The organism is Arthrobacter sp. zg-Y769 (assembly GCF_020907405.1).
Taxonomy (GTDB): Bacteria; Actinomycetota; Actinomycetes; order Actinomycetales; family Micrococcaceae; genus Arthrobacter_B.
The window spans coordinates 41,962-65,361 of sequence record NZ_JAJJOE010000003.1; the positions used below are offsets into that span (position 1 = coordinate 41,962).

Consider the following 23,400-nt stretch of genomic DNA (forward strand, 5'->3'; position numbering starts at 1 on the left):
CCCAAAGCCTTTTGGTGGTGTCCCCGGCGCCCTAGTGTTCGCGGGGGACACCACCAATTTCATCTGCTCAGCCCTGCCTGCGGCGAGACACCGATACCACCAGTGCGCCTAGGACGAGGACAAGAGAACCGGCAGCGGCAGACCAGATTCCTGCCGCACCGGTGTTGGCCAGGCCGGAGGCCGGAATCCGTGGGGACGGGTTCGACGCGACCTCCACCTTTGGGCCGGGGCTGACATCTCCGGAGCGGATAGTGACTGCGACTGCTGCTGGCCCCTCTTGGTCCTCTATAACGATTGCCGCAGGCGAACCTGACGGGTCGTCAACCGAGGGGTTATCCGTTGGGTCCGTGGGAGGTGTCAGATCGGTCAGATCAGTCGAATCAGACGGATCGGTCGGATCAGACGGACCCCCAGGTTCGACCGGGTCCGTCGGATCAACCGGATCCGTCGGATCAACCGGGTCCGTCGGGTCCGTCGGGTCCGTCGGATCAACCGGGTCCGTCGGGTCGGTCGGGTCGGTCGGATCAACCGGGTCCGTCGGGTCCGTCGGATCGGTCGGATCAACCGGGTCCGTCGGATCAACCGGGTCCGTCGGGTCCGTCGGATCAACCGGGTCCGTCGGGTCCGTCGGATCAACCGGGTCGGTCGGGTCGGTCGGGTCCGTCGGATCGACCGGGTCGGTCGGGTCCGTCGGATCGACCGGGTCGGTCGGATCAACCGGGTCCGTCGGATCGACCGGGTCGGTCGGATCAACCGGGTCCGTCGGGTCCGTCGGGTCCGTGGGATCAACCGGGTCGGTCGGGTCCGTGGGATCAACCGGGTCGGTCGGGTCCGTGGGATCAACCGGGTCGGTCGGGTCCGTCGGATCAACCGGGTCGGTCGGGTCCGTGGGATCGGTCGGATCAACCGGGTCCGTCGGGTCCGTCGGATCAACCGGGTCGGTCGGGTCGGTCGGGTCCGTCGGGTCGGTGGGATCGGTCGGATCAACCGGGTCCGTCGGGTCCGTCGGATCAACCGGGTCGGTCGGGTCGGTCGGATCAACCGGGTCCGTCGGGTCCGTCGGATCAACCGGGTCCGTCGGGTCCGTCGGGTCCGTCGGATCAACCGGGTCCGTCGGGTCCGTCGGATCAACCGGGTCCGTCGGGTCCGTCGGATCAACCGGGTCCGTCGGATCGGTGGGATCGGTCGGATCAACCGGGTCCGTCGGATCCACCGGGTCGGTCGGGTCCGTGGGATCGGTCGGATCAACCGGGTCCGTGGGATCCGTCGGATCCGTCGGGTCCGTGGGATCAGTCGGATCAACCGGGTCCGTGGGATCCGTCGGATCCGTCGGGTCGGTCGGGTCCGTGGGATCAGTCGGATCCGTCGGGTCCGTCGGGTCCGTCGGGTCCGTGGGATCAGTCGGATCCGTCGGGTCCGTCGGGTCCGTGGGATCCGTGGGATCAACCGGGTCCGTCGGATCGGTCGGATCAACCGGGTCCGTCGGATCCGTGGGATCGGTCGGGTCCGTGGGATCGGTCGGATCAACCGGGTCCGTGGGATCGGTCGGATCAACCGGGTCCGTGGGATCAGTCGGATCAACCGGGTCCGTGGGATCAGTCGGATCCGTCGGGTCCGTGGGATCAGTCGGATCCGTCGGGTCCGTGGGATCAGTCGGATCCGTCGGGTCCGTGGGATCAGTCGGATCCGTCGGGTCCGTGGGATCGGTCGGATCCGTCGGATCGGTCGGGTCCGTCGGGTCCGTGGGATCGGTCGGGTCCGTCGGGTCCGTGGGATCGGTCGGGTCCGTCGGATCGGTCGGGTCCGTGGGATCGGTCGGGTCCGTCGGATCGGTCGGGTCCGTGGGATCGGTCGGATCAACCGGGTCCGTGGGGTCCGTGGGATCAGTCGGATCCGTCGGGTCCGTCGGGTCCGTGGGATCAGTCGGATCGGTCGGATCAACCGGGTCCGTCGGGTCGGTCGGATCAGTCGGATCGGTCGGATCAACCGGGTCCGTGGGATCAGTCGGATCGGTCGGATCAACCGGGTCCGTGGGATCCGTGGGATCAGTCGGGTCCGTCGGATCAGTCGGATCAGTGGGATCAGTCGGATCAGTCGGATCAGTCGGATCAGTCGGATCGGTGGGATCAGTCGGGTCCGTCGGATCGGTCGGATCAGTCGGGTCCGCCGGATCGGTCGGATCAGTCGGGTCCGTCGGATCGGTCGGATCGGTGGGATCCGTGGGATCAGTCGGGTCCGTCGGGTCCGTCGGGTCCGTCGGCGGACAGTCCGGAATATCCCAGTAGTCATCGACACTATGGAAGTAGGTATCTAGGACTTCAATGCCTTCCGGCCAATTCGGGTAGGTGATGGTCTCCGGCGCCCAGGTATACGGGTCGGAATATTGGACGATGAGCTCCGCAAGTCCCCAACCTGGCCCGCAAAGTTCAGGGGGGAGGCGATCGCCAACGAAGGCAAACCATAAATAACCCTCTTGTTGGGCAAGGAGGGTCTGCGTGCCGGAATTACTCCAGGCTGCCGGAAGGTCCGGATCCAATTTCCGGTAAATGTAAAGTCCCCCTGCCATATGCTTGGCAAAGTCGTACTCCACCTCCTGGAGCTCATAAGCGACGACTGTGTCGCCGGGGGCCGCGGCCGCCGGGCTGCCGGCTGCGACCGACCAGCCAGCCATGACGGCAACACCGGTCACCAAGGCTGTTTTGTGTCTTCGGCGCCGTTTTTTGCGCATTTCGCGCGTTGTCCTGTGTTCTTCGTTTTCGAGGTTCCGCACTATCCTTCTCCCTCATTCGATAACGCCAGCAGGCGCCATCTTTGATGAGTGAGTACAGACAGACCACAGTAACTAAATACCCGAACCCACTACCTGTTCGGGTAACACAGTGATTCCGTCGCTTGCGATACAGGACAGGACTAAGGAGTCGGAAACCCGAAATCGGCCCGGGTTCGTTTCGGGAAACGAACCCGGGCCGTGCCGGATGTTGCCGTTGGACCGGGCCCTAGGCCTCGGGGACGAACTCCCCGTGGCCGGCGTCGCGCAGCCCCTGCCGGAGCTTCTCCGCGTTGGCCTCCATCCGCTCCTGGTCCGGATTGGCCCCGGCCCGGCCGAAGTCGAAGTCCTCCATCGAGTTCGCGGGCCAGACGTGCAGGTGCAGGTGCTCCACCTCGAAACCGGCAATCGTCAGGCCGGCACGCTCGGATCCGAAGACCTCCACCTGCGCCTGGCCGATGGCCTGGGCAACTGTCACCAGCTTCTGCATCAGGTCCGCCGGCGCGTCCGTCCACTTGTTGATCTCCGCGCGCGGCACCACCAGGGTGTGGCCGTCGCTGAGCGGACCGATGCTAAGGAACGCGACGACGTCGTCGTCCTTCCACACGAAGCGGCCGGGAATCTCGCCGTTGATGATCCGGGTAAACAGGGTGGGCATGGGTGCTCCTTCGGGTTGTTTCAATGCGGCGGCGGAAGGCAGTGGTGCCCGCAGCGGCGGAGGAACTGGTCGGCCGGTAAACATGATTCGACGCTACCCCTTTTCCGAAAGGTTTTCGGCCCGGCCCGGATCCGAGCCCACGGCTGCCGGAGTACCGGGCGTGTTGGACCACTGCGACCAGGAGCCCGGATACAGCGCGGCGGAAATGCCCGCCTGAGCCAGGGCTGCCACCTCGTGGGCGGCAAAGATGCCCGATCCGCAGTAGGCAGCGACGGGTCGGTCCGGCCGCACCCCGAGGGCCTCGAAGGTGCGGCCCAGTTCCTCCGGCGTGCGGAAGGTACCGTCCGGGGCGAGGTTGTCGGTGGAGGGCCGGTTGACGGCCCCCGGAATATGACCCGCACGGGGGTCCACCGGTTCGGTGTCTCCCCGGTAGCGTTCCGGTGCCCGTGCGTCGATAAGCGTTCCTTCCGCTGCCACCCGGGCCGCGCCCGGCAGGCCGACCACGGGCATGGCTCCCCAGGACAGGTGTGCCGTTCCGGGCTTCGGCGTTACCGGGCCGCTTTCCAGCGGCAGTCCTGCCCCGCGCCAGGCTCCGAGGCCGCCGTCGAGCAGGCGCACGTCCTCCCAGCCGGCGTGCCGGAGCAGCCACCAGGCACGGGCCGCGGACGTGCCGGCGGCGTCGTCGTAAACCACCACCGTGTCGCCGTCGTTCAGGCCCCAGCTGCGGGCCGCCCGGGCGAATGCCTGCGGGTCCGGCAGCGGATGCCGCCCTTCCGAAGGAACCGCAGGTGCCGAGAGCTCGGAGTCCAGGTCCACGTAGACCGCTCCTGGCATGTGTCCGTGGAGGTACTTTTCCCTGCCGTCAGCGGCGCCCAGAGTCCAGCGCACATCCAACAGCACGGGCGGCCGCGGGGAATCGAGACGCTCGGACAGCTGCCGTGAAGAGATCAGGACGTCCATTACAGGTCCACGGTTTCCCCGGCGTCCAAGTGCCGGAACTCGGTGCCGTAAACCTTGCCGAACCGGGTCACATGCCCCTCGACCATCCCCACCCCCCGCTCATTCAAGAGCGCGTCGTGGATGGGATAGGCCCGCTCGGCCCCGGTGGCGATGACGAAATCGATGACCTCCCCCGCCTTGGACCAGGGTGCGTGGATCGGCACCAGCACGGTCCGCGGCCGCAGACCGTTGGGCACCACGAAGGAATCCCCCGGGTGGTAGACCCGGCCCTCCACGAGGTAGCCGATGTTGGCAACCAGGGGAATCAGCGGATGGATCAGGGCGTGCTGGCCGCCGAATGACTGGATGCCGAAACCCGCAACGGTGAAGCTGGTGTTGGGTTCGACGTCGTGGATGCGGCCCGCCAGGTCCGGTCCGGCTTCGGTACGCAGGAGTGCAGCGAGGGACGCCGGAGCATGAAGCTCCAGCAACGGCTGCTCCTGCATCGCAGCAAGCACCCGCGGGCGGTCCAGATGGTCCGCGTGCTCGTGGGTCACCAGGATGGCATGGGCATCCTGAAGCGCCGTTTCAACTTCGGAAAAGGTGCCGGGATCCAGCACCAGGACTTTCCCGCCCTGTTCGAAGCGGACACAGGAATGCGTGAACTTCGTCATTTTCATAGCGCCACCCTACTCCGGGGGCGTCCGGCCGTGCAGGACGGGCGTACGGTGCTGCTGATAATCTTAGGGTTCCATTCATCCTGCCCGTCCCACCCGCTGGAGGAACATCCGTGTCATCCGAGACATCCCGGACGTCCAGGCGAGGACCCGAGCAGCGCGTGACCCGGCAACGCCTGGCCGTGGGCCGCACCCTGGATGAACTCGATGACTTCGTCAGCACCCAGGACCTCTTCCGGCTGCTGCAGGACCGCGGCGAGCGGGTCTCCCTGGCCACCACCTACCGGGTCCTGCAGTCCATGGCGGACGAAAACCTCGTGGACGTGCTGCGGGGCGGCGACGGCGAGGCGCTTTACCGGCGGTGCGCCGTCGGGCATCACCACCATCACCTGGTCTGCCGGGAATGCGGCAAGGCCGTGGAAGTGGAGGCACCCGCGGTGGAGAGCTGGGCCGCCGGCCTCGGGGCCAGGCACGGCTTCACCGAGGTGGCGCACACCGTTGAGGTCTTCGGCCTCTGCCCGGAGTGCAGTGCCCGTAAAGGCTAGGCGGCAGCCGTAGCCGTGTTTGCGCTCAGCCCCCGGCGCCGGTGCCCGCCGCGCATGCGCCGGATGATCCGGCAAACCAGATAGATCGCAAAGGACACCGTAGTGACGTACGGGCTGATCGGAATCCGGCCGCCCAGCGCCAGCAGGATGCCGCCCACCGAGGAGGCCAGCGCGAAGGCCACGCTCAGGAACACCACCAGGCGCGGCGAGGAGGTCACGAGCAGGGCTGCTGCCGCCGGAGTGATCAGCAGCGAGAGCACCAGCAGCGCTCCCACCACCTGGATGGACAGGGCAACGGCAAGGCCCAGCAGGAACATAAAGACAATGGACAGCATCCGTACCGGCACGCCGCGTGCCTCGGCCAGGTCCGGGTCGGCACTGGCGAAGGTCAGCGGACGCCAGATGAACAGCAGGGCCGCGACGACGACGGCGGCCACGCCGGCAAGCAGGTTCAGCTGCACGGTGTCCACCGCGACGATCTGGCCGGTCAGCAGCCCGAACTTGTTGGCGGAGCGCCCCTCGTAGAGGCCGAGGAACAGAATGCCAAGGCCCAGCCCGAAGGGCATGATGACGCCGATGATCGAGTTCCGGTCCCGGGCCCGCAGGCCCATCACCGCCAGCAGGACGGCCGCCGCCACTGATCCGGCCAGAGACCCGACCACTACGTTCACGCCGATGAGCAGGGCGAAGGACGCCCCGGCGAAGGAAAGCTCGGCGATGCCGTGCACGGCGAAGGCCAGGTCCCGCATCAGCACGAAGGTGCCGATCAGCCCGCCGACCAGCCCAAGGATGGCGGCGGCCCAGATGGAATTGCTGACCAGCGGAAGCAGTTCGCCGTAGTCGCTGAAATCAAAAACCGCATCGAAGAAACTACGCAGGTCCAAGGTCCCCCTCGCTTTCTCCGTGGTGGTGGGTGGTGGCGTCCGGAATGCCCAGGACCACTATCCGGCCGTGGCTGCGCAGGACTTCCACGCGGCTGCCGTACATTTCCGAGAGCACATCGCTGCGCAGGACTTCGGCGGGGGTGCCGGTGCGGAACTGCCCGCCGGCCAGGTACAGCACGCGGTCCACATACTCGATGACCGGATTGATTTCGTGGGTCACGAAGACGACGGCGGCGCCGTCGTCGTGGCAGCGCCGCTCGATCAGGGAACTGATGGCCTGTTGATGGTGCAGGTCCAGGGACAGCAGCGGCTCGTCGCAGAGCAGCAGGTCCGGATTGGTGGCCAGTGCCTGGGCCGCACGCAGGCGCTGCAGCTCGCCGCCGGAAAGCCGGCCCACGGGTTCATCCGCGTAGGAGGTGGCGCCCACCTGCTCAAGCAGCCGGTCCACGCGGCGGCGCACCGGCTTTGACCGCAGGCGAAGGCCCCAGCGGTCGCCGTCGACGCCGAGCCCCACCAGGTCCCGGCCGCGCAGCGGCGTGCCGGGACTGAACGATTTCTGCTGCGGAATGTAGCCGATGTCCTTGCTGCCCCGCTGCACGTTGCGGCCGTTGATGGTCACGGTGCCCCCGCTGAGCGGCTGCAGTCCCAGCAGGACTTTCAGGAAACTTGTTTTGCCGGACCCGTTGGGGCCAAGCACGGCGAGGAATTCGCCGGCATTAATGTCCAGGTCCAGGTTCTTCCACAGGGTGCGGTCCCCGAAGGACAGGCCTGCATCGCGCAGCCGCACTACCGGAGTGGGCGGTCCGGAAGGGTTCACTGCAGCACGCTTTCCATGTTCGCCGTGTTTTGTGCCATCCACTGCAGGTAGTCCTGCCCCTCGGGCAGGGTTTCGGAGAAGTCCACCACGGGGACATCCGCGGCCAGGGCGGCCTCGCGCACTGCCTCCGTCTGGGAGGTGGAGGTTTGTTCGTTGTAGCCGAGGAAGGCGATGGAGCCGTCCGACACCAGATCCTCCATGTCCTTCAGGACCTGCGGCGGAACATCCGCCCCTTCCTCCACAGCCTCGGTGAAGTCTGCGGGCGTGGCGTTGTGCAGCCCCGCCGCTTCCACCAGGTAATCCGGCACCGGTTCGGTCAGGGCCACGTCGCGTCCTCCGGCGGTTTCCCGGAGGGCGGCCAGGGAAGCATTGATCTCTGCGATGCCCGCATTGAAGTCCGCCGCGTTGCTGCGGAACGTGCCGGCGGCACCGGCATCCAGTTCACCGAGCCGGTCGGCGGCGGCGTCAGCCAGGCGGCCCATCGCCTCGGGGCTGTACCAGACGTGCTCATTCAGGGACCCGTGGCTGTGGCCGTGATGGTCTTCCCCGGCGTCGTGGCTGTCTTCCGGTTCCGCGTGGTCCTCAAGCCCGGAGATCTCCACCGCGTTGAGGATGTCCTCGGCCGGAATGCCTTCATCGTCCGCCAGCTTCTCCAGGAAGGAGTCATAGCCGCCGCCGTTGAGCACCACGAGGTCCGCCTTGGAAACTGCCAGCCGGTCCCGTGCCGTTGCCTCGTAGGAGTGGGGATCCTGGCTGGGCCGGTCGATTAACGCCGTCACCTCGACATTGTCGCCGCCGATTCCGGCAAGGATGCTGCCGTAGACGTCGGTGGATGCCACCACGCGAACGACGCCGTCGCTGCTCTCGGCTGCACCGCCGCCGCCCCCGTCGCCGGTGCAGCCGGTCAGCGCAAGCACTGCTGCTGCTGCGAGGAAGGTTCCGGCCAGGCGGACGGGCAAGCGGTGCATAAGGTTCGATGTCCCTGGTTAGGCGTGTGCAGCGATGGATAGGGGCCCCGGCACCGCCGAAGCTTTTTCAGCATAACCTAAACGCGAATCGTTCGCATGTAGGAGCTAGAGGCTTTCACCCGTCCGGCGGATACCCTGGGCCTGGGTGGCGTCCCTGATCTCACCGACGAGCTGTTCGATGATGTCTTCCAGGAAGAGTACGCCGCGGGTGGTTCCGTCCGGACCCAGCACACGGGCCAGGTGGGAACCCGTCCGCTGCATCACGGCCAGGGCATCCTCGATTTCGTCATCGAGGCGCAGGTTGGCGAGCGTGCGGACCTTGTTCTCCGTAATGGGCCGCTCATAGGCTTCCAGCGGGATGGACATCACGTCCTTCAGGTGCATGTATCCCGTGAGGTTCCCGGCGTCGTCCACTAGGACAAACCGGGAGAAACCGGTCCGGCCCACCGCGCGCTCGAATTCCGCCGGGGTGCAGTCCGTCCCCAGGCTCACGAGCTCTTCCAAGGGCACCATTACGGTTCCCGCTGTCTGTCCGGAGAACTCAAGGGCGCCCGAGATCAGGCCGGAATCGTCAGCCACGGTCCCGTGCTTCGTGGACTCCTCCACGATGGACTGCATCTCCTCCAGCGTGAACGCAGAGGCGACTTCGTCCTTGGGGGTAATCCCCATCAGGCGCAGGGCATGGTTGGCCATCCAGTTGAGCGATCCGATGACCGGGCGTACCAGGCGGGAGATGAAAACCAGCGGCGGGGCGAGCAGCAGCACTGCGCGGTCCGCCACGGACACCGAAATGTTCTTCGGCACCATTTCGCCGATGGTTACGTGCAGGAAGGTCACCAGCAGCAACGCCACCAGGAACCCGGCGCCGTCAGCTATTTCGACGGGAAGGCCCACGGCCTTCAGCGGAACCGAAAGCAGGTGGTGGATTGCCGGTTCGGCCACCGAGAGGATCAGCAGGGAGCAGACCGTAATACCCAGCTGCGCACACGCGAGCATCAGGGAAACATGCTCCATGGCCCACAGGGTGGTCTTGGCCCGCTTCGATCCTGCCTCGGCATAGGGCTCGATCTGGCTGCGCCGCGCGGACATCACGGCAAATTCGCTGCCGACAAAGAACGCGTTGCCCAGCAGCAGGACAACCAGCCAGAAAATTCCCGCAAGGTCGCTGCTCATCGGATGCCTTCCCTGCGTGCCTGGCCCTGCGTGCTCCGGCCGGAACTGTCCTCGTCTTCAATGTGTTCTGTCCGATCGGCACCGGCGCCGTCCTCGGCGGGGAAGAAGCTGACACGGTCAATGCGCCGCCCGTCCATCCGCTCCACCTCCAGCACGCCGCCGGGAACTGCCACCCGGTCGCCCGCCTCGGCGATCCGCCCCAGTTCCGCCATGATGTAACCGCCGACGGTTTCGTAGCCGGCTTCGTCGGGCATCCGCAGCAGCGGAACCAGTGCGCTGACCTCGTCCGGGCGCATGATGCCCGGGAAGTACCAGGCACCGGATGCGCTTTGCAGCACGCCGGGCTTGGCCTTGTCATGCTCGTCGGAAACTTCGCCGACGATTTCCTCCACCAGGTCCTCCAGGGTGGCGACGCCGGCGGTTCCGCCGTATTCATCGAGGACGACGGCGAGCTGCAGGTTGGCATTGCGCAGCTCGGAAAGCAGCGAATCCAGGTGGACCGTTTCCGGCACCCGAAGGATTTCGCTCATGATCGCGGCAGCGGGCAGCGTTGCCCGCCTGCTGCGGGGTACCGCTACGGCCTTCTTGACGTGGACGACGCCGCGGATATCGTCCGGCGAGTCCCCGAGAACGGGGAAGCGGGAGTACCCGGTGCGCCGTGCGGCCTCGATGACGTCGGCCACCGGCTGCTCGGCGTCGATGGTTTCGAGCCGGATGCGCGGAGTCATGACATCGGCGGCGGTCCGCCCCGCAAAGGAGAAGGTGCGGGACAGGAAGTCCGCTGTGCCCTTGTCCAGGGTGCCCATCTCCGCGGACCGGCGTGCCATGGAGGAAAGCTCGGACGGGGTACGCGCTCCGCTGACCTCTTCCTTGGCCTCGAGGCCGAAGAGGTGCAGGATCCGGTTGGCAAAACCGTTCAGCAGGAGCACGGCGGGCTTGAAGACCACGGTAAAGGCGAGCTGCGGCCTGGACAGTGCCTTGCCGATGCGGAACGGCATGGCGATGGACATGTTCTTGGGGATCAGTTCGCCCAGCAGCATGGACAGGAACGTTGCCAGGATCATGGCCACGGTCACCGAGACCGAGTCCACTGCCACGGGCGGCAGGCCCAGTGATGCCAGCGGACCCTCCAGCAGGCGCCCTACGGAGGGCTCCATAACGAAGCCGGTCAGCAGGGTGGTCAGGGTGATGCCCAGCTGGCAGCTGGAAAGCTGGGTGGAGAGGGTGGTCAGGCAGCGCAGCAGCGGTTCGGCCGCTTTGTCGCCGTCATCCACCGCCCGGCGGACGGACGGCTGGTCCAGTGCCACCAGGGCAAACTCCACGGCAACGAAGAATCCGGTGCCGAGAATCAGCAGCAGGCCAAAGAGGAGGTACAGCCACTCCATGTCAGCACTCCCCTGCCGCGGGCACGGAAAACTGCGCTACATAAAGCGGACGGGACGCCGTGCGAATACGTTCAGACGGAGGGTGGTCGGCTGCAGCCGGACTGGAAGGCTCCGATGAAGCGGCAGGCGGATGCTGGGCGGCAGGTGTGCGGGCGTTGCCGGCTCGGGGCGCCGGAGCTGCGGCAACCGCAGTCCGTGACGCAGGCCGGCGCCTAGAGAAACTGTCCATAGAAACTCCAGTTTACAGGTTTGGTCCCGGCCCGCCACAGGCCCGGCGCCGGGCCGACCGGGCCACCCTGCGCCCCCGCACTGCCGCCCGCACTGCCGCCGCCCTACCGCCGCCCTTCCGCCGTCGAAACTTCATCAAGTGATGCGGGATTGGCCACATCTTCGACTATGTCACTAGACTGGCATGAAGTCTCGGTCACTGCGCACCGGGCCGCACCAGTACTTGAAGCGGAAGCGTCAGAACATGGTGCCATCAGGGCAAACGGCAACTCATGGAAGAGGCGTATATCTAGTGCCAGACCAATCCAACCACCGCCTGCCGGAGGAATTCGGCGGCAACGAGTGGCTTGTCGATGAACTGTACGAGCAGTATTTGTCGAATAAGGACTCCGTTGACAAAAAGTGGTGGAGCATCTTCGAATCCTTCAAGGCTGAAGACTCCCAGTCCGGCAACGGCTCCAACGGAAAAGCCGCAGGCTCCTCCGATGACGCCCAGCCCGCCACGCGCGAGCTGCCGGTGGTGAAAGCCGAAACCACCGCGCCGAATGCACCCAAGGCATCAGGCGAATCGCCCGCTGCAACGCAGCAGTCGGGCAAGCCTCCGGTAGCCAAGGAACCGGCGAAGGCCGAGGCTCCGAAAAGCGAAGCCAAGGCCGAGCCCAAGGCGGCCCCCATTCCCGCACAGCTGCCCAGGACCCAGCCCAGCGATGCGGCTGCGGAAGAGGACAAGGTCACCGTCCTGCGCGGTCCGGCCAAGGCCATTGCCACGAACATGGACCTCAGCCTGAGCGTCCCCACGGCAACCACCGTGCGCGCAATCCCGGCCAAGCTGCTGATCGACAACCGGATTGTCATCAACAGCCACTTGGAGCGTGCCCGCGGCGGCAAGATTTCCTTCACCCATCTGCTGGGCTACGCCATCATCCGCGCCGCTGCCCAGTTCCCGTCGATGAACGTGCATTACGACGAAGTGGACGGCAAGCCCGTTGCCGTCCAGCCCGCACACGTGAACTTTGGCCTGGCAATTGATATGCCCAAGCCGGACGGCACCCGCCTGCTGGTGGTGCCGAACATCAAGAAGGCCGAAACGCTGAACTTCTCGGAGTTCTGGCACGCCTACGAAGACCTGGTCAAGCGTGCCCGCAACGGCAAGCTCGGCGCGGACGACTACCGCGGCACCACCATCTCCCTGACGAACCCCGGCGGCATCGGCACCGTACACTCGGTGCCCCGCCTCTCCAAGGGCCAGGCCGCCATCATCGGCGCCGGTGCCCTCGAGTACCCGGCCGAATTCCAGGGTGCCAACGAGAAGATCCTGGCCCAAAACGCCATCAGCAAGATCATCACCCTGACCTCCACTTATGACCACCGTGTCATCCAGGGTGCCGGCAGCGGCGAGTTCCTGCGCATCATCCACCAGCTGCTGCTGGGTGAGCAGAACTTCTACGACGAGATCTTCGAATCCCTGCGCATCCCGTACGAGCCTGTCCGCTGGAGCCCGGACATCCAGGTCAACCCGGATGAGCAGATCAACAAGGTTGCCCGCATCCAGCAGCTGATCCACGCGTACCGGGTCCGCGGCCACCTGATGGCGGACACGAATCCGCTGGAATACGTGCAGCGCCGGCATGCCGACCTGGACATCCTCAACCACGGCCTGACGCTGTGGGACCTGGACCGGGAGTGGCCCACGGGCGGCTTCGGCGGCAAGCCGATGCTCAAGCTCCGCAAAATCCTCGGGGTGCTGCGGGACGCGTACTGCCGCACCGCGGGTATTGAGTACATGCACATCCAGGATCCGGAAGAGCGCCATTGGTTCCAGGACCGCCTGGAAACGAAGTACACCAAGCCCACCCGCGAGGAACAGCTGCGCATCCTCAGCAAGCTCAACGCTGCCGAGGCCTTCGAGACGTTCCTCCAGACGAAGTTCGTCGGGCAGAAGCGCTTCTCCCTCGAGGGCGGGGAATCCCTGATTCCGCTGCTGGACGCCGTGATTTCCGGAGCCGCCGAAGACGGCCTCGAGGAAGTCGGCATCGGCATGGCCCACCGCGGCCGCCTCAACGTCCTGACGAACATTGCCGGCAAGACCTATGCCCAGGTCTTCCGCGAATTCGAAGGCACCCAGGACCCGCGCAGCGTGCAGGGCTCCGGCGACGTGAAGTACCACCTCGGCACCGAAGGGACCTTCACGTCGGACAACGGGAAGCAGACCAAGGTCTACCTTGCGGCGAACCCGTCCCACCTCGAAGCCGGCGACTCCGTGCTGGAAGGCATTGTCCGCGCCAAGCAGGACCGCCTGGACAAGGGTGATGAGTTCCCGGTGCTGCCGATCCTCGTGCACGGCGATGCCGCGTTTGCCGGCCAGGGCGTGGTTGCGGAAACGCTCAACCTCTCCCAGCTGCGCGGCTACCGCACCGGCGGCACCATCCACATAGTGGTCAACAACCAGGTGGGCTTCACGACATCGCCCACGTCCTCGCGTTCCTCGGTTTATTCCACCGACGTCGCGAAGATGGTCCAGGCACCTATCTTCCATGTCAACGGAGACGATCCCGAAGCAGTTGTACGCGTTGGCCAGCTGGCCTACGAGTACCGTCAGCGCTTCCACAAGGACGTTGTCATCGACATGGTCTGCTACCGCCGCCGCGGCCACAACGAAGGCGATGACCCTTCGATGACCCAGCCGATGATGTACAGCCTGATCGAAGCCAAGCGCTCCGTCCGCAAGCTGTACACCGAGTCCCTGATCGGACGCGGCGACATCAGCCAGGATGAGGCGGAGCAGGCGCTGCGCGACTACCAGGGCCGCCTCGAGCGGGTCTTCGCCGAGACGCACGCCGCCCAGACCTCGCCCATCCCGGTGATCACCAAGGATTCCGAAGCGGTTTCCGATCTGGAACGTCCTGCTGCCCAGCAGGAAGGCACCACGATCATCAAGCCGGCAAGCACTGCGGTTTCCGCCGAGGTCCTGGCGCACATCGGCAAGGCCCATGTGGCCGTTCCCGAGGGCTTCACGGTCCATCCGAAGCTGAAGTCCCTGCTGGAAAAGCGGGACCAGATGTCCCGTGAAGGCAACATCGACTGGGGCTTTGCCGAAATCGCCGCCTTCGGTTCGCTGGTGATGGAAGGCGTCCCCGTACGCCTCGCCGGTCAGGATTCCCGCCGTGGAACGTTCACCCAGCGCCATGCGGTCTTCCACGACCGTGCGACGGGCGAAGAGTGGATGCCGCTGGCGGAACTTGACCCGAACCAGGCAAAGCTGTGGATCTATGATTCCCTGCTCTCCGAATTCGCGGCCATGGGCTTCGAATACGGCTACTCGGTGGAACGCCCGGACGCCCTCGTGCTTTGGGAAGCCCAGTTCGGCGACTTCGTCAACGGTGCCCAGACCATCATTGACGAGTTCATCTCTTCGGCCGAGCAGAAGTGGGGCCAGCGTTCCTCGCTGGTGCTGATGCTTCCGCACGGCTACGAGGGCCAGGGGCCGGACCACTCCTCGGCACGGATCGAGCGCTTCCTGCAGATGTGTGCCGAGGACAACATGATTGTTGCCAACCCGACCACGGGTGCCTCGCACTTCCACCTGCTGCGGCGCCAGGCGTACAGCCGTCCGCGCAAGCCGCTGGTGGTCTTCACTCCGAAGCAGCTGCTGCGCCTGAAGGCAGCGGCAACCTCGGTGGAGGAGTTCACGCACGGCGAATTCCAGCCGGTCATCGGCGAACACGCCGAACTGGATGCGAACGCCGTCGAGCGTGTACTGCTGGTGTCGGGCCGCCTGTACTACGATCTGCTGGCCAACCGCCAGAAGACCGGCGACGACAAGACGGCCATCGTCCGCGTGGAGCAGCTCTACCCGCTTCCCGTCGAGGAGATCCGTGCCGCCGTGGGCAAGTACCCCAATGCGGACCTTGTCTGGGCCCAGGACGAGCCGGCGAACCAGGGACCGTGGCCCTTCATCGGCCTTAACCTGCCCCAGTACCTGGACAGCCGCCTGCGCCTGGTCTCACGCCCGGCGTCGGCCTCCACCGCTACGGGCTCTGCCAAGCGCCACGCAGTGGAGCAGGACATCCTTGTGAAGAAGGCCTTCGAACGTCAGTAGGCTAGGTTTGGGGTGGGGCGCTTCGGCGTCCCACCCTGTTTTTTTGATTCGAGAAGGTGACTAGTGGAACAACGCAGAATTCGGCTTGCTGCTGTAGGTGATGAGCTGCTCGCCGGACACGGGGATCCGCGCGCACTCGGCTGGCTGGGACGCGTCCTGGCCCGGACATCGCCCGAGAACGTCAACCTCCAGGCGTACAGCCTGGCCGCACCCAACGAGGGCACCGAGGCGCTGGCCAACCGGTGGCTTCCGGAAGCCGGACGCCGGTTCGAAGACGGATGCGAGAACCGTCTGGTGATCGGACTGTCGGACCGGGACCTTGACCTGGAACTGACGACGGCGCGAAGCCGCCTGAACCTGGCGAATATCCTCGACGGCGCCGCGCAGATGAGCATCAAGGTCTTTGTGGTGGGTCCCCCTCCCGGGCTCGACCCGGAACGGAACCGGAAGCTCGCGGATCTCTCCGCTGCCTTCGGGGACGTGACCACACGGCGCAAGCACGTGTACGTGGATACCCTCAATCCGCTGCTGAACCACGAACAGTGGCGCACGGACCTGGCCGCCAACGGCGGAACGCCGGGCCAGGCCGGCTACGGCCTGATGGCCTGGCTGGTGCTGCACCGCGGCTGGTACCAGTGGCTCGACCTGCCCGATATGAACTGAAACCTCCGTAATAAACGGACGTTTGCAAAAACCCTCCCGGCATTGCCGGGAGGGTTTTTGCGTGTGCCTGCACGGATTTCCGCGGAAAAACAACGTGGCGGTCATAACGATCGGTTAACGACGTGTAACTTGTCTCACAGTGGAAACAATTTCTGGTTAGTGTTTCTCCACATGCGGCGGCCGTCACGGCCGCTTTGGGGGGCCATCATTGGTGGTTCCTGACTCCTCATCACCAGTTAGGACTACAGATGCGTACTAAGCGCACGGCAGCTCTTGCCGCACTCTCCGTGGGGGCCCTGTTCCTGGGCGCCTGCGGCTCCGCCGGGGGCGGAAACGAAAGCGAAGAGACCTCGGAGGCAACTACCGAGAACATCGCTTCCACCATCAACATCGCCATCAGCCAGGCACCCGACGCCTACAACTCGAGCACCGCCAACACCAACAGCTCGTTCAACAGCTACGTGGACAACCTGGTGCACAGCAACTTTGTTGAGTACAGCCCCAACGGTGTCATCCACGATGAAGAGTTCGGAACCTTCGAAAAGACCAGCGATGATCCGCTGACAGTGCACTACGAGATCAATGAGGACGCCAAGTGGTCCGACGGCACCCCCATTGACTTCGATGACGTGCTGCTCAACTGGGCGGCCTTCTCCGGCCAGGTAGGACCCTCCGAGGACGAGAACATCTTCCAGCCGTCCTCCACCAACGGTTTCTCGCAGACCAAGATGATTGAGGGCGAAGCCGGCGACAAGGAGTTCGACATTGTCTTCGAGACTCCGTACGCGGACTGGGAAGCCATGATGATCGGCCCGATCATGCCTGCCCACGTTGCTGCCGAACAGGGCGGCATGAGCACCGAAAACAACGGTGAAGAACTGATCAAGGCCATCCAGGCCAAGGACATTGCGGCGCTGACGCCGATGGCCGAATTCTGGAACACCGGGTGGAACTACGAGGCCGGCCTCACCACCCTCCCGGATGCGGCATTGATCCCGTCCTCGGGCCCGTACGTGCTCGACAACGCCACCGACGGCTCCCTGACCCTCAAGCGCAACGAGAACTACTGGGGCGAAGAGCGTAAGGGAAAGACGGAAACCATCGTCTTCAAGGCCATCGAAGACACCGAAGCTGTCCAGGCCCTGGAGAACGGCGAGGTCGATATCATCGAGCCCTCCGGCCCCACGGTTGACACCAAGACAGCCATCCAGAACATCGGCGAATCCGTCGAAATGCTCACCGGCCCGGAACTGACCTTCAGCCACATTGACCTGGACCAGTCCGAGAGCGGCGTGTTCAAGGAACTGGAAGTACGCCAGGCCTTCGCCAAGTGCGTACCCCGCGAGGACATTGTCGAGAAGTTCGCCAAGCCCATCGACGAGAACGCCACCGTGGACAACCTGCGCGAATACCAGCCCGGCCAGGAAGACTACGAAGAGGTCCTCAAGGGCGCACCGTCCGCCAGCGACTACGACGAAGTGGACATCGAGGGCGCCAAGAAGCTGCTCGCCGATGCCGGCAAGACCGAACCCGTATCGGTCCGCCTGATGTTCGCGTCCACGAGCCAGCTGCGCGCCGACATCGTCACCCTGATCAAGACCTCCTGCGACCAGGCCGGCTTCAACATTGTTCCCACCCCGGACCCCAAGTGGAGCGCCAAGCTCGCTGAGCCCGGAGCCTGGGACGCCATCCTGTTCGCCTGGGCCGGTTCCGGCCTGGCCGCCAGCGCACAGTCCATCTACGTCTCGGACGGCGAGCAGAACTACGGCAAGTTCGCCAACGCGGAACTCGACGAAATCTGGGAGAAGATTGCGAGCTCCACTGACGAAGAAGAGGTCAAGGAACTGAAGACCAAGGCAGAGGAAATCCTTGCCGCCGAGGTCTACAACGTGGTTCTCTACGCCAACTCCGGTGTGGTTGCACACTCCTCCAAGCTGGAGAACGTGGAATTGAACCCGAGCCAGAACGGCATCACCTGGAATGCCTACAAGTGGACAAAGCAGCTCTAGCCGCAGCACCACGCTAGCCGCAGCCTAAGCGGGGATGGGCAGACACAAAGTCTGCCCATCCCCCTGCTTATGTCCGCGGCGTTCTTTAGTCCCACCCCAAGGAGCCCCACGGTGTTCTACTTCATCCTCAAAAGAGCGGTCTCTTCGTTCTTTATCCTCCTGGCCGCCACGGCACTCATGTTTGTCCTGGCCGTCAATTCCGGCGATCCCTTCCATGACCTCGCGGAACTGCGGACCGAAGACAAGGAATCCCGCATAGCCGCCCGTACCGAGGCCCTGCACCTGGACGAGCCGATCTACGTCCGTTACCTGCTCTGGCTGCAGGAAATCGGCCGCTGCATCATCCCCGGCGGCGCACAGTGCACCCTGGGCCTGGACCGCGCGGGCAGCCCCGTGATCATCCAGTTGGAATCCGCCGTCGGTTCAACCTTCCGCCTCGTGGTCGTAGCAACGGTGCTCGCGATCATCCTGGGCGTGCTCGTCGGCGTGGTTACCGCGCTGCGGCAGTACAGCGTCTTCGACTACTCGATCACTTTCGTTGCCTTCCTCCTCTTTTCCATGCCGCTGTTCTGGCTCTCCACACTCCTCAAGCAGTACCTCGCCATCAGCCTCAACACCTGGCTGGGGAATCCAACCATGTCCTATCTGGGCATAGTCCTGCTGGGATTGGTGGCCGGGTTGATCTGGATGGTTATTATCGGCGGCGACCGCCGCCGCCGGCTCCAGGTCTTCGCAGTGGCAGCCGTGGCGACCTCGGCAACGATGCTGCTCCTGCTGCTGAACAACTGGTTCAAGACCCCGGGCTTCGGTCCCGTCGGCATCCTGGTCAGCGCCTTCGCCATCGCGCTCGGAGCCACCGCCCTGTTTGCCGGGTTCCGGCGCCGGCGGATTGTCTACGCGGCCCTCGCCACCGCTGCCGCCGGTTTCGTCGGCTACCTGGTCACCAAGGGCATCATGGCAGACCCCGACTGGCTGACCATCGCAGGCCTGGCGCTGGTGACGGTTGCGGTATCGGCTGCCATCGGGCACTTCGTAGGCGGGCCGTATGCCAAGCAGACCCGCCAGCTAACCGCCGTCGTCGGCCTGCTGATCGGTTTCATCGTGTTCCTGGACTCGCTCCTGAACGCCTACCCGTCGCTTTCCCGCAAGACCGGGGGCCGGCCGATTCCCACCACCGGTTCGTCCACCCCCAACCTGGAGGGAACCTTCTGGGAAGTCAACCTCGACTACGCGCTGTACCTGGTGCTCCCCACCATCGCCATCATGCTGATTTCGTTTGCCACGTACACCCGTTACACCCGGGCCAGCCAGCTGGATGTCATGACCCAGGATTACATCCGCACCGCACGGGCCAAGGGCCTGAGCGAGCGGACCGTCGTGGTCAAGCACGCGTTCCGCAACGCCATGATCCCGATCACCACGCTGATGGCCTTCGATTTCGCCGGAGTGCTCGGCGGAGCGGTGGTCACGGAATCGGTGTTCGGCTGGAACGGCATGGGCAAAATGTTCACCGACGGCCTGGACTCCGTGGACCCCAACGTCATCATGGCGTTCTTCCTTGTCACGGGCGTGGCCGCGGTGACCTTCAACATGCTGGCTGACATCGCGTATGCGTTCCTCGACCCGCGCATCAGCCTGAACTGATTGGTAGAGCAATGACTGATAACAAGATTTCCGCGGACGGGCCCAAGGAAAGCAGCCCTGAGCTGACGGCCATGACGCTGGAGAGCCAGCGCACCGTCACCGCGGACGCCCCCGCATCCAGGGGCATCGTGGCTGAACCGAAAATCACCGAGGCCAAGAGCCAGTCCCAGCTGGTCCGCGAACGCTTCTTCCGGCATAAAGGCGCGATGGGCGGATTGTTCAGCCTGCTGTTCATCGTGGTGCTGGCGTTCTCCTCGATCGGCTTCAACATCGGTCCGGTGCACATTCCGGGGTGGTGGCAGCACACCTTCTACGAGGTGCAGGATACCGCCGACGGCGGTAAGCCCACCCTGTCCTGGACCGGACTGGGCGACCACCCGTTCGGCCAGGATGCCCTGGGCCGGGACTACTTCGCCATGACGATGCGCGGGGCACAGATCTCCCTGATCATCGCCTTCATCGTCGGCATTGTAGGCACCGTCATCGGCACCGTGGTCGGCGCCCTGGCCGGGTATTACCGCGGCCGGGTCGAAGCCGTCCTGATGCGCTTCACCGATGTCATCATCACCATCCCCCTGCTGGTGGTCGCAGCCGTGCTGGCCACCATCGTGGCAGACTTCGGAATCGTGGTCTTCGCGGCCTTCCTGGGCATGCTCACCTGGACCAACCTCGCCCGGATTGTCCGTGGCGAGTTCCTTTCCCTCCGGGAAAAGGAGTTCGTGGAGGCGGCGAAGTCCGTGGGCGCCAGCTCCTCGCGGATCATCTTCAAGCACATCCTGCCCAACACCGTGGGCGTCATCATCGTCTCGGCCACGCTCGCCATCTCCGGCGCCATCCTGCTCGAAACCGCGCTCGGCTTCCTGGGCCTGGGCGTGCAGGAGCCGGACACCTCGCTGGGCAAGCTGATCAATGAAAACCGGTCAGCCATGACCGTGCGCCCCTGGGTCTTCCTCTGGCCCGGCGTGTTTATCGTGGCCATTGCCCTCGCCGTCAACTTCATCGGCGACGGGCTCCGGGATGCGTTTGATCCCCGACAGACAAGGAACAAGCAATGACCTCCACACCGGTATACAGCGACACCCCGGCAACGGAAACCGGTTCCCCCATCCTTGAGGTCTCCGGGCTCGGCGTCGATTTCAACGTCGACAACGAATGGGTCATGGCCGCCGAAGACGTGAACTACAAGGTTTATCCCGGGGAGATCCTGGCAATCGTCGGCGAGTCCGGCTCCGGCAAGAGCATGTCCTCCATGGCGCTGCTCGGCCTGCTGCCCGGCAACGGGCGGTCCACCGGCAGTGCGAAGCTGCACGGCAAGGAACTCATCGGCGCCCCGCAGTCGGCGCTGCGGAAGATCCGCGGCAATGACATCGCCATGATCTTCCAGGAACCCATGACGGCCCTGAACCCTGTGCTCACGGTGGGTGAACAGGTGAAGGAAATCATCGAACAGCACTCCGATGCCTCACCTGCCGAGGCCAAGGCAAGGGCCATCGAGCTGCTGCGCATGGTGGAGATTCCGGACCCGGAGACCCGCTACGGCAGCTACCCGCACCAGTTCTCCGGCGGGCAGCGCCAGCGGGCCATGATCGCCATTGCCATCGCCAATGATCCGATCCTGCTCATCGCCGACGAACCCACCACCGCCCTGGACGTCACCGTGCAGGCGGAAGTGCTCGAGCTGCTGCGCAAGCTCAACAAGCGCCTGAACAGTGCCATCCTGCTCATCACCCATGACATGGGCGTGGTGGCGGACCTGGCCGACAACGTGGTGGTTATGCAGAACGGCCGGATTGTCGAAGCCGCCGCCGTGGTGGATCTCTTCGGTGCCCCGCAGCAGGACTACACGCGGGCACTGCTCGACGCCGTACCCCACCTGGGTTCAAAGGTGGGCGGAGTGCTTGCCGCGGTCGAGGTGGAGGACGACGGCTCACTGCAGATCACCGAGGCGCCCCGGGCGATCATGGAGGCCTCGGAGGAAGTAGCCGAGCCGACGTCGTCGCAGACGCCCGCCCTGCAGCTGGAGAACGTGGCCATCGAGTATCCGGGACGGTTCCGCCAGCCGGCATTCCGTGCCGTCTCCGATGTATCGTTCACCATCATGCCCGGCGAGGTCATGGGGCTGGTAGGTGAATCCGGCTCCGGCAAGTCCACCATCGGGCGGGCGGTCACCGGCCTGCTGCCGGTGGCCGAGGGCAGCGTCCGGATCAACGGGACCGACATTGCCGGCCTGTCACCGAAGAAGATGCGCCCGCTGCGGCGGAAGTTCGCCATTGTTTTCCAGGACCCGGCGGCGTCGCTGAATCCGCGTATGTCCATCGGTGAAAGCATCGGCGAACCGCTGTTCCTGCACGAGAAGCTGTCCAAGGCCGAACTGGATAACCGGGTGGCCGGCCTGCTGGACGACGTCCAGCTGCCCAAGAGCTTCCGCAACCGGTATCCGCACGAGCTCTCCGGCGGCCAGCGCCAGCGTGTGGGCATTGCCCGGGCGCTCTCGCTGCGGCCGTCCCTGCTTGTGGCGGATGAGCCGACCTCGGCCCTGGACGTGTCTGTCCAGGCGCGCGTCCTGGCACTGCTGCAGGACCTGCAGCAGGAGTACGGCTTCGCCTGCCTGTTCGTCAGCCACGACCTGGCCGTGGTGGAAATCCTCGCCAGCCACATTGCGGTGCTGAACAAGGGCCGCATGGTTGAGCAGGGATCCACGGAGCAGGTCCTGAGGTACCCGCAGGATCCGTACACCCGCCGCCTCCTGGCAGCGGCGCCGGTCCCGGACCCGGCCGAGCAGGCCTACCGCCGCGAGCAGCGCAACGCACTGCTCGCGGCCGGCAGCGAGTAGACAGCACCGAATAAACGGCAGGACAGAACCGCGGCGGCGGCGTCAGTGGCGGAAGACAATCTTCCCCACGACGTCGCCGTCGTGCATTTTGCGGAAGCCCTTTTCGGCATCTTCCAGCGGGAGTACCGAATCGATTTCCGGGCGGACACCGGTGGAGACCAGGAATGCGAGCAGCCGCTGCAGCTCCGCCCGGGTGCCCATGGTGGAGCCCAGGACTTTCAGCTGGAGGAAGAAGATCCGGTTCAGGTCCGCGGGAGGGTTCGGTCCGCTGGTAGCTCCGCAGGTCACCAGTGCGCCGCCCGGCTTAAGCGACTTCAGCGAATGGGCCCAGGTTGCCTCTCCAACCGAATCGAACACCGTGTCCACCCGCTCCGGGAGCCGGGCACCGGCGTCGAACACCTGCTCGGCTCCGAGGCGCAGGGCATGCTGCCGCTTGGCCTCGCTCCGGCTGGCGGCCCAGACCCTGAAACCGGCCGCCGAGGCGAGGCTGATCAACGCGGTCGCCACTCCCCCGCCGGCGCCCTGGACGAGGATGGTGGAGCCCGGGGCAGCCGGATTGACGGTAAACAGCATGCGGTACGCGGTGAGCCACGCCGTCGGCAGGCAGGCAGCCTCCTCAAAGCTCAGCTCGGCCGGCTTGGGCACCAGGTTCCGGGCCGGTACCCAGACCTCATCCGCCATCGCGCCCGGATACCTCTCCGAGAGCAGGCCTCGCTTCGGGTCAAGGGTCTCGTCGCCCTCCCAGCCCGGGGTGGACAGGACCGCGTGGACGATGACCTCGTTGCCGTCGTCGTCGATCCCCGCCGCGTCGCAGCCCAGGACCATCGGCAGCCGGTCGGCCGGCAGGCCCACACCCTGCAGGGACCATAGATCGTGATGGTTCAGCGCGGACGCCCGGACGCGGACCCGCCGGAATCCCTCCGGCGGCTGCGGCAGTTCGAAATTCCCGACCCGCAGGCCGCTGATCGGATCTTCGGCGGACTGGGTCTGTGCATACACGGCGCGCATCCGGGACTCCTTCGGTTGGGTGTTCCCATCCTAGGGGACCGAAGGTCCGGCCGCCGGGCACGCGTTAGGCGTGCACGTGAGGCATGTGGGACACTGGAGGGCA

General features: G+C 65.3%; 17 protein-coding genes. 7 read left to right on the forward strand and 10 right to left on the reverse strand.

Annotated elements, in window-relative coordinates:
* Positions 1-67 precede the first annotated feature (67 nt).
* The 4 genes from LOC60_RS16135 to LOC60_RS00580 form a co-directional block, all read right to left on the reverse strand.
* Positions 68-2,689, reverse strand: coding sequence for a hypothetical protein (locus LOC60_RS16135; RefSeq protein WP_269440124.1), 2,622 nt, complete (start codon positions 2,687-2,689; stop codon positions 68-70).
* A 307-nt stretch (positions 2,690-2,996) separates the two neighbouring features.
* Positions 2,997-3,425, reverse strand: a complete 429-nt coding sequence (locus tag LOC60_RS00570; RefSeq protein WP_230020748.1) for an HIT family protein — start codon at positions 3,423-3,425, stop codon at positions 2,997-2,999.
* 93 nt (positions 3,426-3,518) lie between these two features.
* Positions 3,519-4,385: a sulfurtransferase gene (locus LOC60_RS00575; RefSeq protein WP_230020749.1), complete on the reverse strand. Its 867-nt coding sequence runs from the start codon at positions 4,383-4,385 to the stop codon at positions 3,519-3,521.
* On the reverse strand, positions 4,385-5,044 hold the full coding sequence (locus tag LOC60_RS00580) for an MBL fold metallo-hydrolase (protein WP_230020750.1): 660 nt from the start codon (positions 5,042-5,044) through the stop codon (positions 4,385-4,387). Before LOC60_RS00580 ends, LOC60_RS00575 begins: the two co-directional genes overlap by 1 nt.
* A gap of 110 nt (positions 5,045-5,154) precedes the next feature.
* Here LOC60_RS00580 and LOC60_RS00585 point away from each other — a divergent pair, with 110 nt between their 5' ends.
* Positions 5,155-5,586, forward strand: coding sequence for a Fur family transcriptional regulator (locus LOC60_RS00585; protein WP_230020751.1), 432 nt, complete (start codon positions 5,155-5,157; stop codon positions 5,584-5,586).
* Here LOC60_RS00585 and LOC60_RS00590 read toward each other — a convergent pair.
* The 5 genes from LOC60_RS00590 to LOC60_RS00610 form a co-directional block, all read right to left on the reverse strand.
* On the reverse strand, positions 5,583-6,470 hold the full coding sequence (locus LOC60_RS00590; RefSeq protein ID WP_230020752.1) for a metal ABC transporter permease: 888 nt from the start codon (positions 6,468-6,470) through the stop codon (positions 5,583-5,585). The genes LOC60_RS00585 and LOC60_RS00590 overlap by 4 nt on opposite strands.
* Positions 6,457-7,287 (reverse strand): metal ABC transporter ATP-binding protein, encoded by an 831-nt coding sequence (locus LOC60_RS00595; protein WP_442860354.1) that lies wholly within the window; start codon positions 7,285-7,287, stop codon positions 6,457-6,459. Before LOC60_RS00595 ends, LOC60_RS00590 begins: the two co-directional genes overlap by 14 nt.
* The gene (locus LOC60_RS00600; protein ID WP_230020753.1) at positions 7,284-8,255 is read right to left on the reverse strand and encodes a metal ABC transporter solute-binding protein, Zn/Mn family; all 972 of its coding nucleotides are present in this window, start codon (positions 8,253-8,255) and stop codon (positions 7,284-7,286) included. The genes LOC60_RS00595 and LOC60_RS00600 overlap by 4 nt, the downstream gene beginning before the upstream one ends.
* Before the next feature lie 105 nt (positions 8,256-8,360).
* Positions 8,361-9,428, reverse strand: coding sequence for a hemolysin family protein (locus LOC60_RS00605; protein ID WP_230020756.1), 1,068 nt, complete (start codon positions 9,426-9,428; stop codon positions 8,361-8,363).
* Positions 9,425-10,813 (reverse strand): hemolysin family protein, encoded by a 1,389-nt coding sequence (locus LOC60_RS00610; RefSeq protein ID WP_230020759.1) that lies wholly within the window; start codon positions 10,811-10,813, stop codon positions 9,425-9,427. Before LOC60_RS00610 ends, LOC60_RS00605 begins: the two co-directional genes overlap by 4 nt.
* Before the next feature lie 520 nt (positions 10,814-11,333).
* Here LOC60_RS00610 and LOC60_RS00615 point away from each other — a divergent pair.
* From LOC60_RS00615 to LOC60_RS00640, 6 genes are all read left to right on the forward strand, one after another.
* Positions 11,334-15,140, forward strand: a complete 3,807-nt coding sequence (locus LOC60_RS00615) for a multifunctional oxoglutarate decarboxylase/oxoglutarate dehydrogenase thiamine pyrophosphate-binding subunit/dihydrolipoyllysine-residue succinyltransferase subunit (RefSeq protein ID WP_230020760.1) — start codon at positions 11,334-11,336, stop codon at positions 15,138-15,140.
* Positions 15,141-15,203: 63 nt separating this feature from the next.
* Positions 15,204-15,803, forward strand: coding sequence for a GDSL-type esterase/lipase family protein (locus LOC60_RS00620; RefSeq protein ID WP_230020761.1), 600 nt, complete (start codon positions 15,204-15,206; stop codon positions 15,801-15,803).
* A gap of 248 nt (positions 15,804-16,051) precedes the next feature.
* Positions 16,052-17,812 (forward strand): ABC transporter family substrate-binding protein, encoded by a 1,761-nt coding sequence (locus tag LOC60_RS00625; RefSeq protein WP_230020762.1) that lies wholly within the window; start codon positions 16,052-16,054, stop codon positions 17,810-17,812.
* Between the two features lie 111 nt (positions 17,813-17,923).
* Positions 17,924-19,456: an ABC transporter permease gene (locus tag LOC60_RS00630; protein WP_230020763.1), complete on the forward strand. Its 1,533-nt coding sequence runs from the start codon at positions 17,924-17,926 to the stop codon at positions 19,454-19,456.
* A gap of 11 nt (positions 19,457-19,467) precedes the next feature.
* Positions 19,468-20,511, forward strand: coding sequence for an ABC transporter permease (locus tag LOC60_RS00635; protein WP_230020764.1), 1,044 nt, complete (start codon positions 19,468-19,470; stop codon positions 20,509-20,511).
* Positions 20,508-22,289, forward strand: coding sequence for an ABC transporter ATP-binding protein (locus LOC60_RS00640; protein ID WP_230020766.1), 1,782 nt, complete (start codon positions 20,508-20,510; stop codon positions 22,287-22,289). The genes LOC60_RS00635 and LOC60_RS00640 overlap by 4 nt, the downstream gene beginning before the upstream one ends.
* A gap of 42 nt (positions 22,290-22,331) precedes the next feature.
* Here the strand turns inward: LOC60_RS00640 and LOC60_RS00645 are convergent, their stop codons facing one another.
* On the reverse strand, positions 22,332-23,297 hold the full coding sequence (locus tag LOC60_RS00645) for a zinc-binding dehydrogenase (protein ID WP_230020768.1): 966 nt from the start codon (positions 23,295-23,297) through the stop codon (positions 22,332-22,334).
* Between the last annotated feature and the right edge of the window lie 103 nt (positions 23,298-23,400).

Excerpts from the sequence above, each read along its gene's own strand:
- LOC60_RS00625 (WP_230020762.1), top strand. The coding sequence starts at position 16,052 with ATGCGTACTAAGCGCACGGCAGCTCTTGCCGCACTCTCCGTGGGGGCC.
- LOC60_RS00610 (WP_230020759.1), bottom strand. The coding sequence starts at position 10,813 with ATGGAGTGGCTGTACCTCCTCTTTGGCCTGCTGCTGATTCTCGGCACC.
- LOC60_RS00575 (WP_230020749.1), bottom strand. The coding sequence starts at position 4,385 with ATGGACGTCCTGATCTCTTCACGGCAGCTGTCCGAGCGTCTCGATTCC.
- LOC60_RS00580 (WP_230020750.1), bottom strand. The coding sequence starts at position 5,044 with ATGAAAATGACGAAGTTCACGCATTCCTGTGTCCGCTTCGAACAGGGC.
- LOC60_RS00645 (WP_230020768.1), bottom strand. The coding sequence starts at position 23,297 with ATGCGCGCCGTGTATGCACAGACCCAGTCCGCCGAAGATCCGATCAGC.
- LOC60_RS00600 (WP_230020753.1), bottom strand. The coding sequence starts at position 8,255 with ATGCACCGCTTGCCCGTCCGCCTGGCCGGAACCTTCCTCGCAGCAGCA.
- LOC60_RS00635 (WP_230020764.1), top strand. The coding sequence starts at position 19,468 with ATGACTGATAACAAGATTTCCGCGGACGGGCCCAAGGAAAGCAGCCCT.
- LOC60_RS00570 (WP_230020748.1), bottom strand. The coding sequence starts at position 3,425 with ATGCCCACCCTGTTTACCCGGATCATCAACGGCGAGATTCCCGGCCGC.
- LOC60_RS00640 (WP_230020766.1), top strand. The coding sequence starts at position 20,508 with ATGACCTCCACACCGGTATACAGCGACACCCCGGCAACGGAAACCGGT.
- LOC60_RS00605 (WP_230020756.1), bottom strand. The coding sequence starts at position 9,428 with ATGAGCAGCGACCTTGCGGGAATTTTCTGGCTGGTTGTCCTGCTGCTG.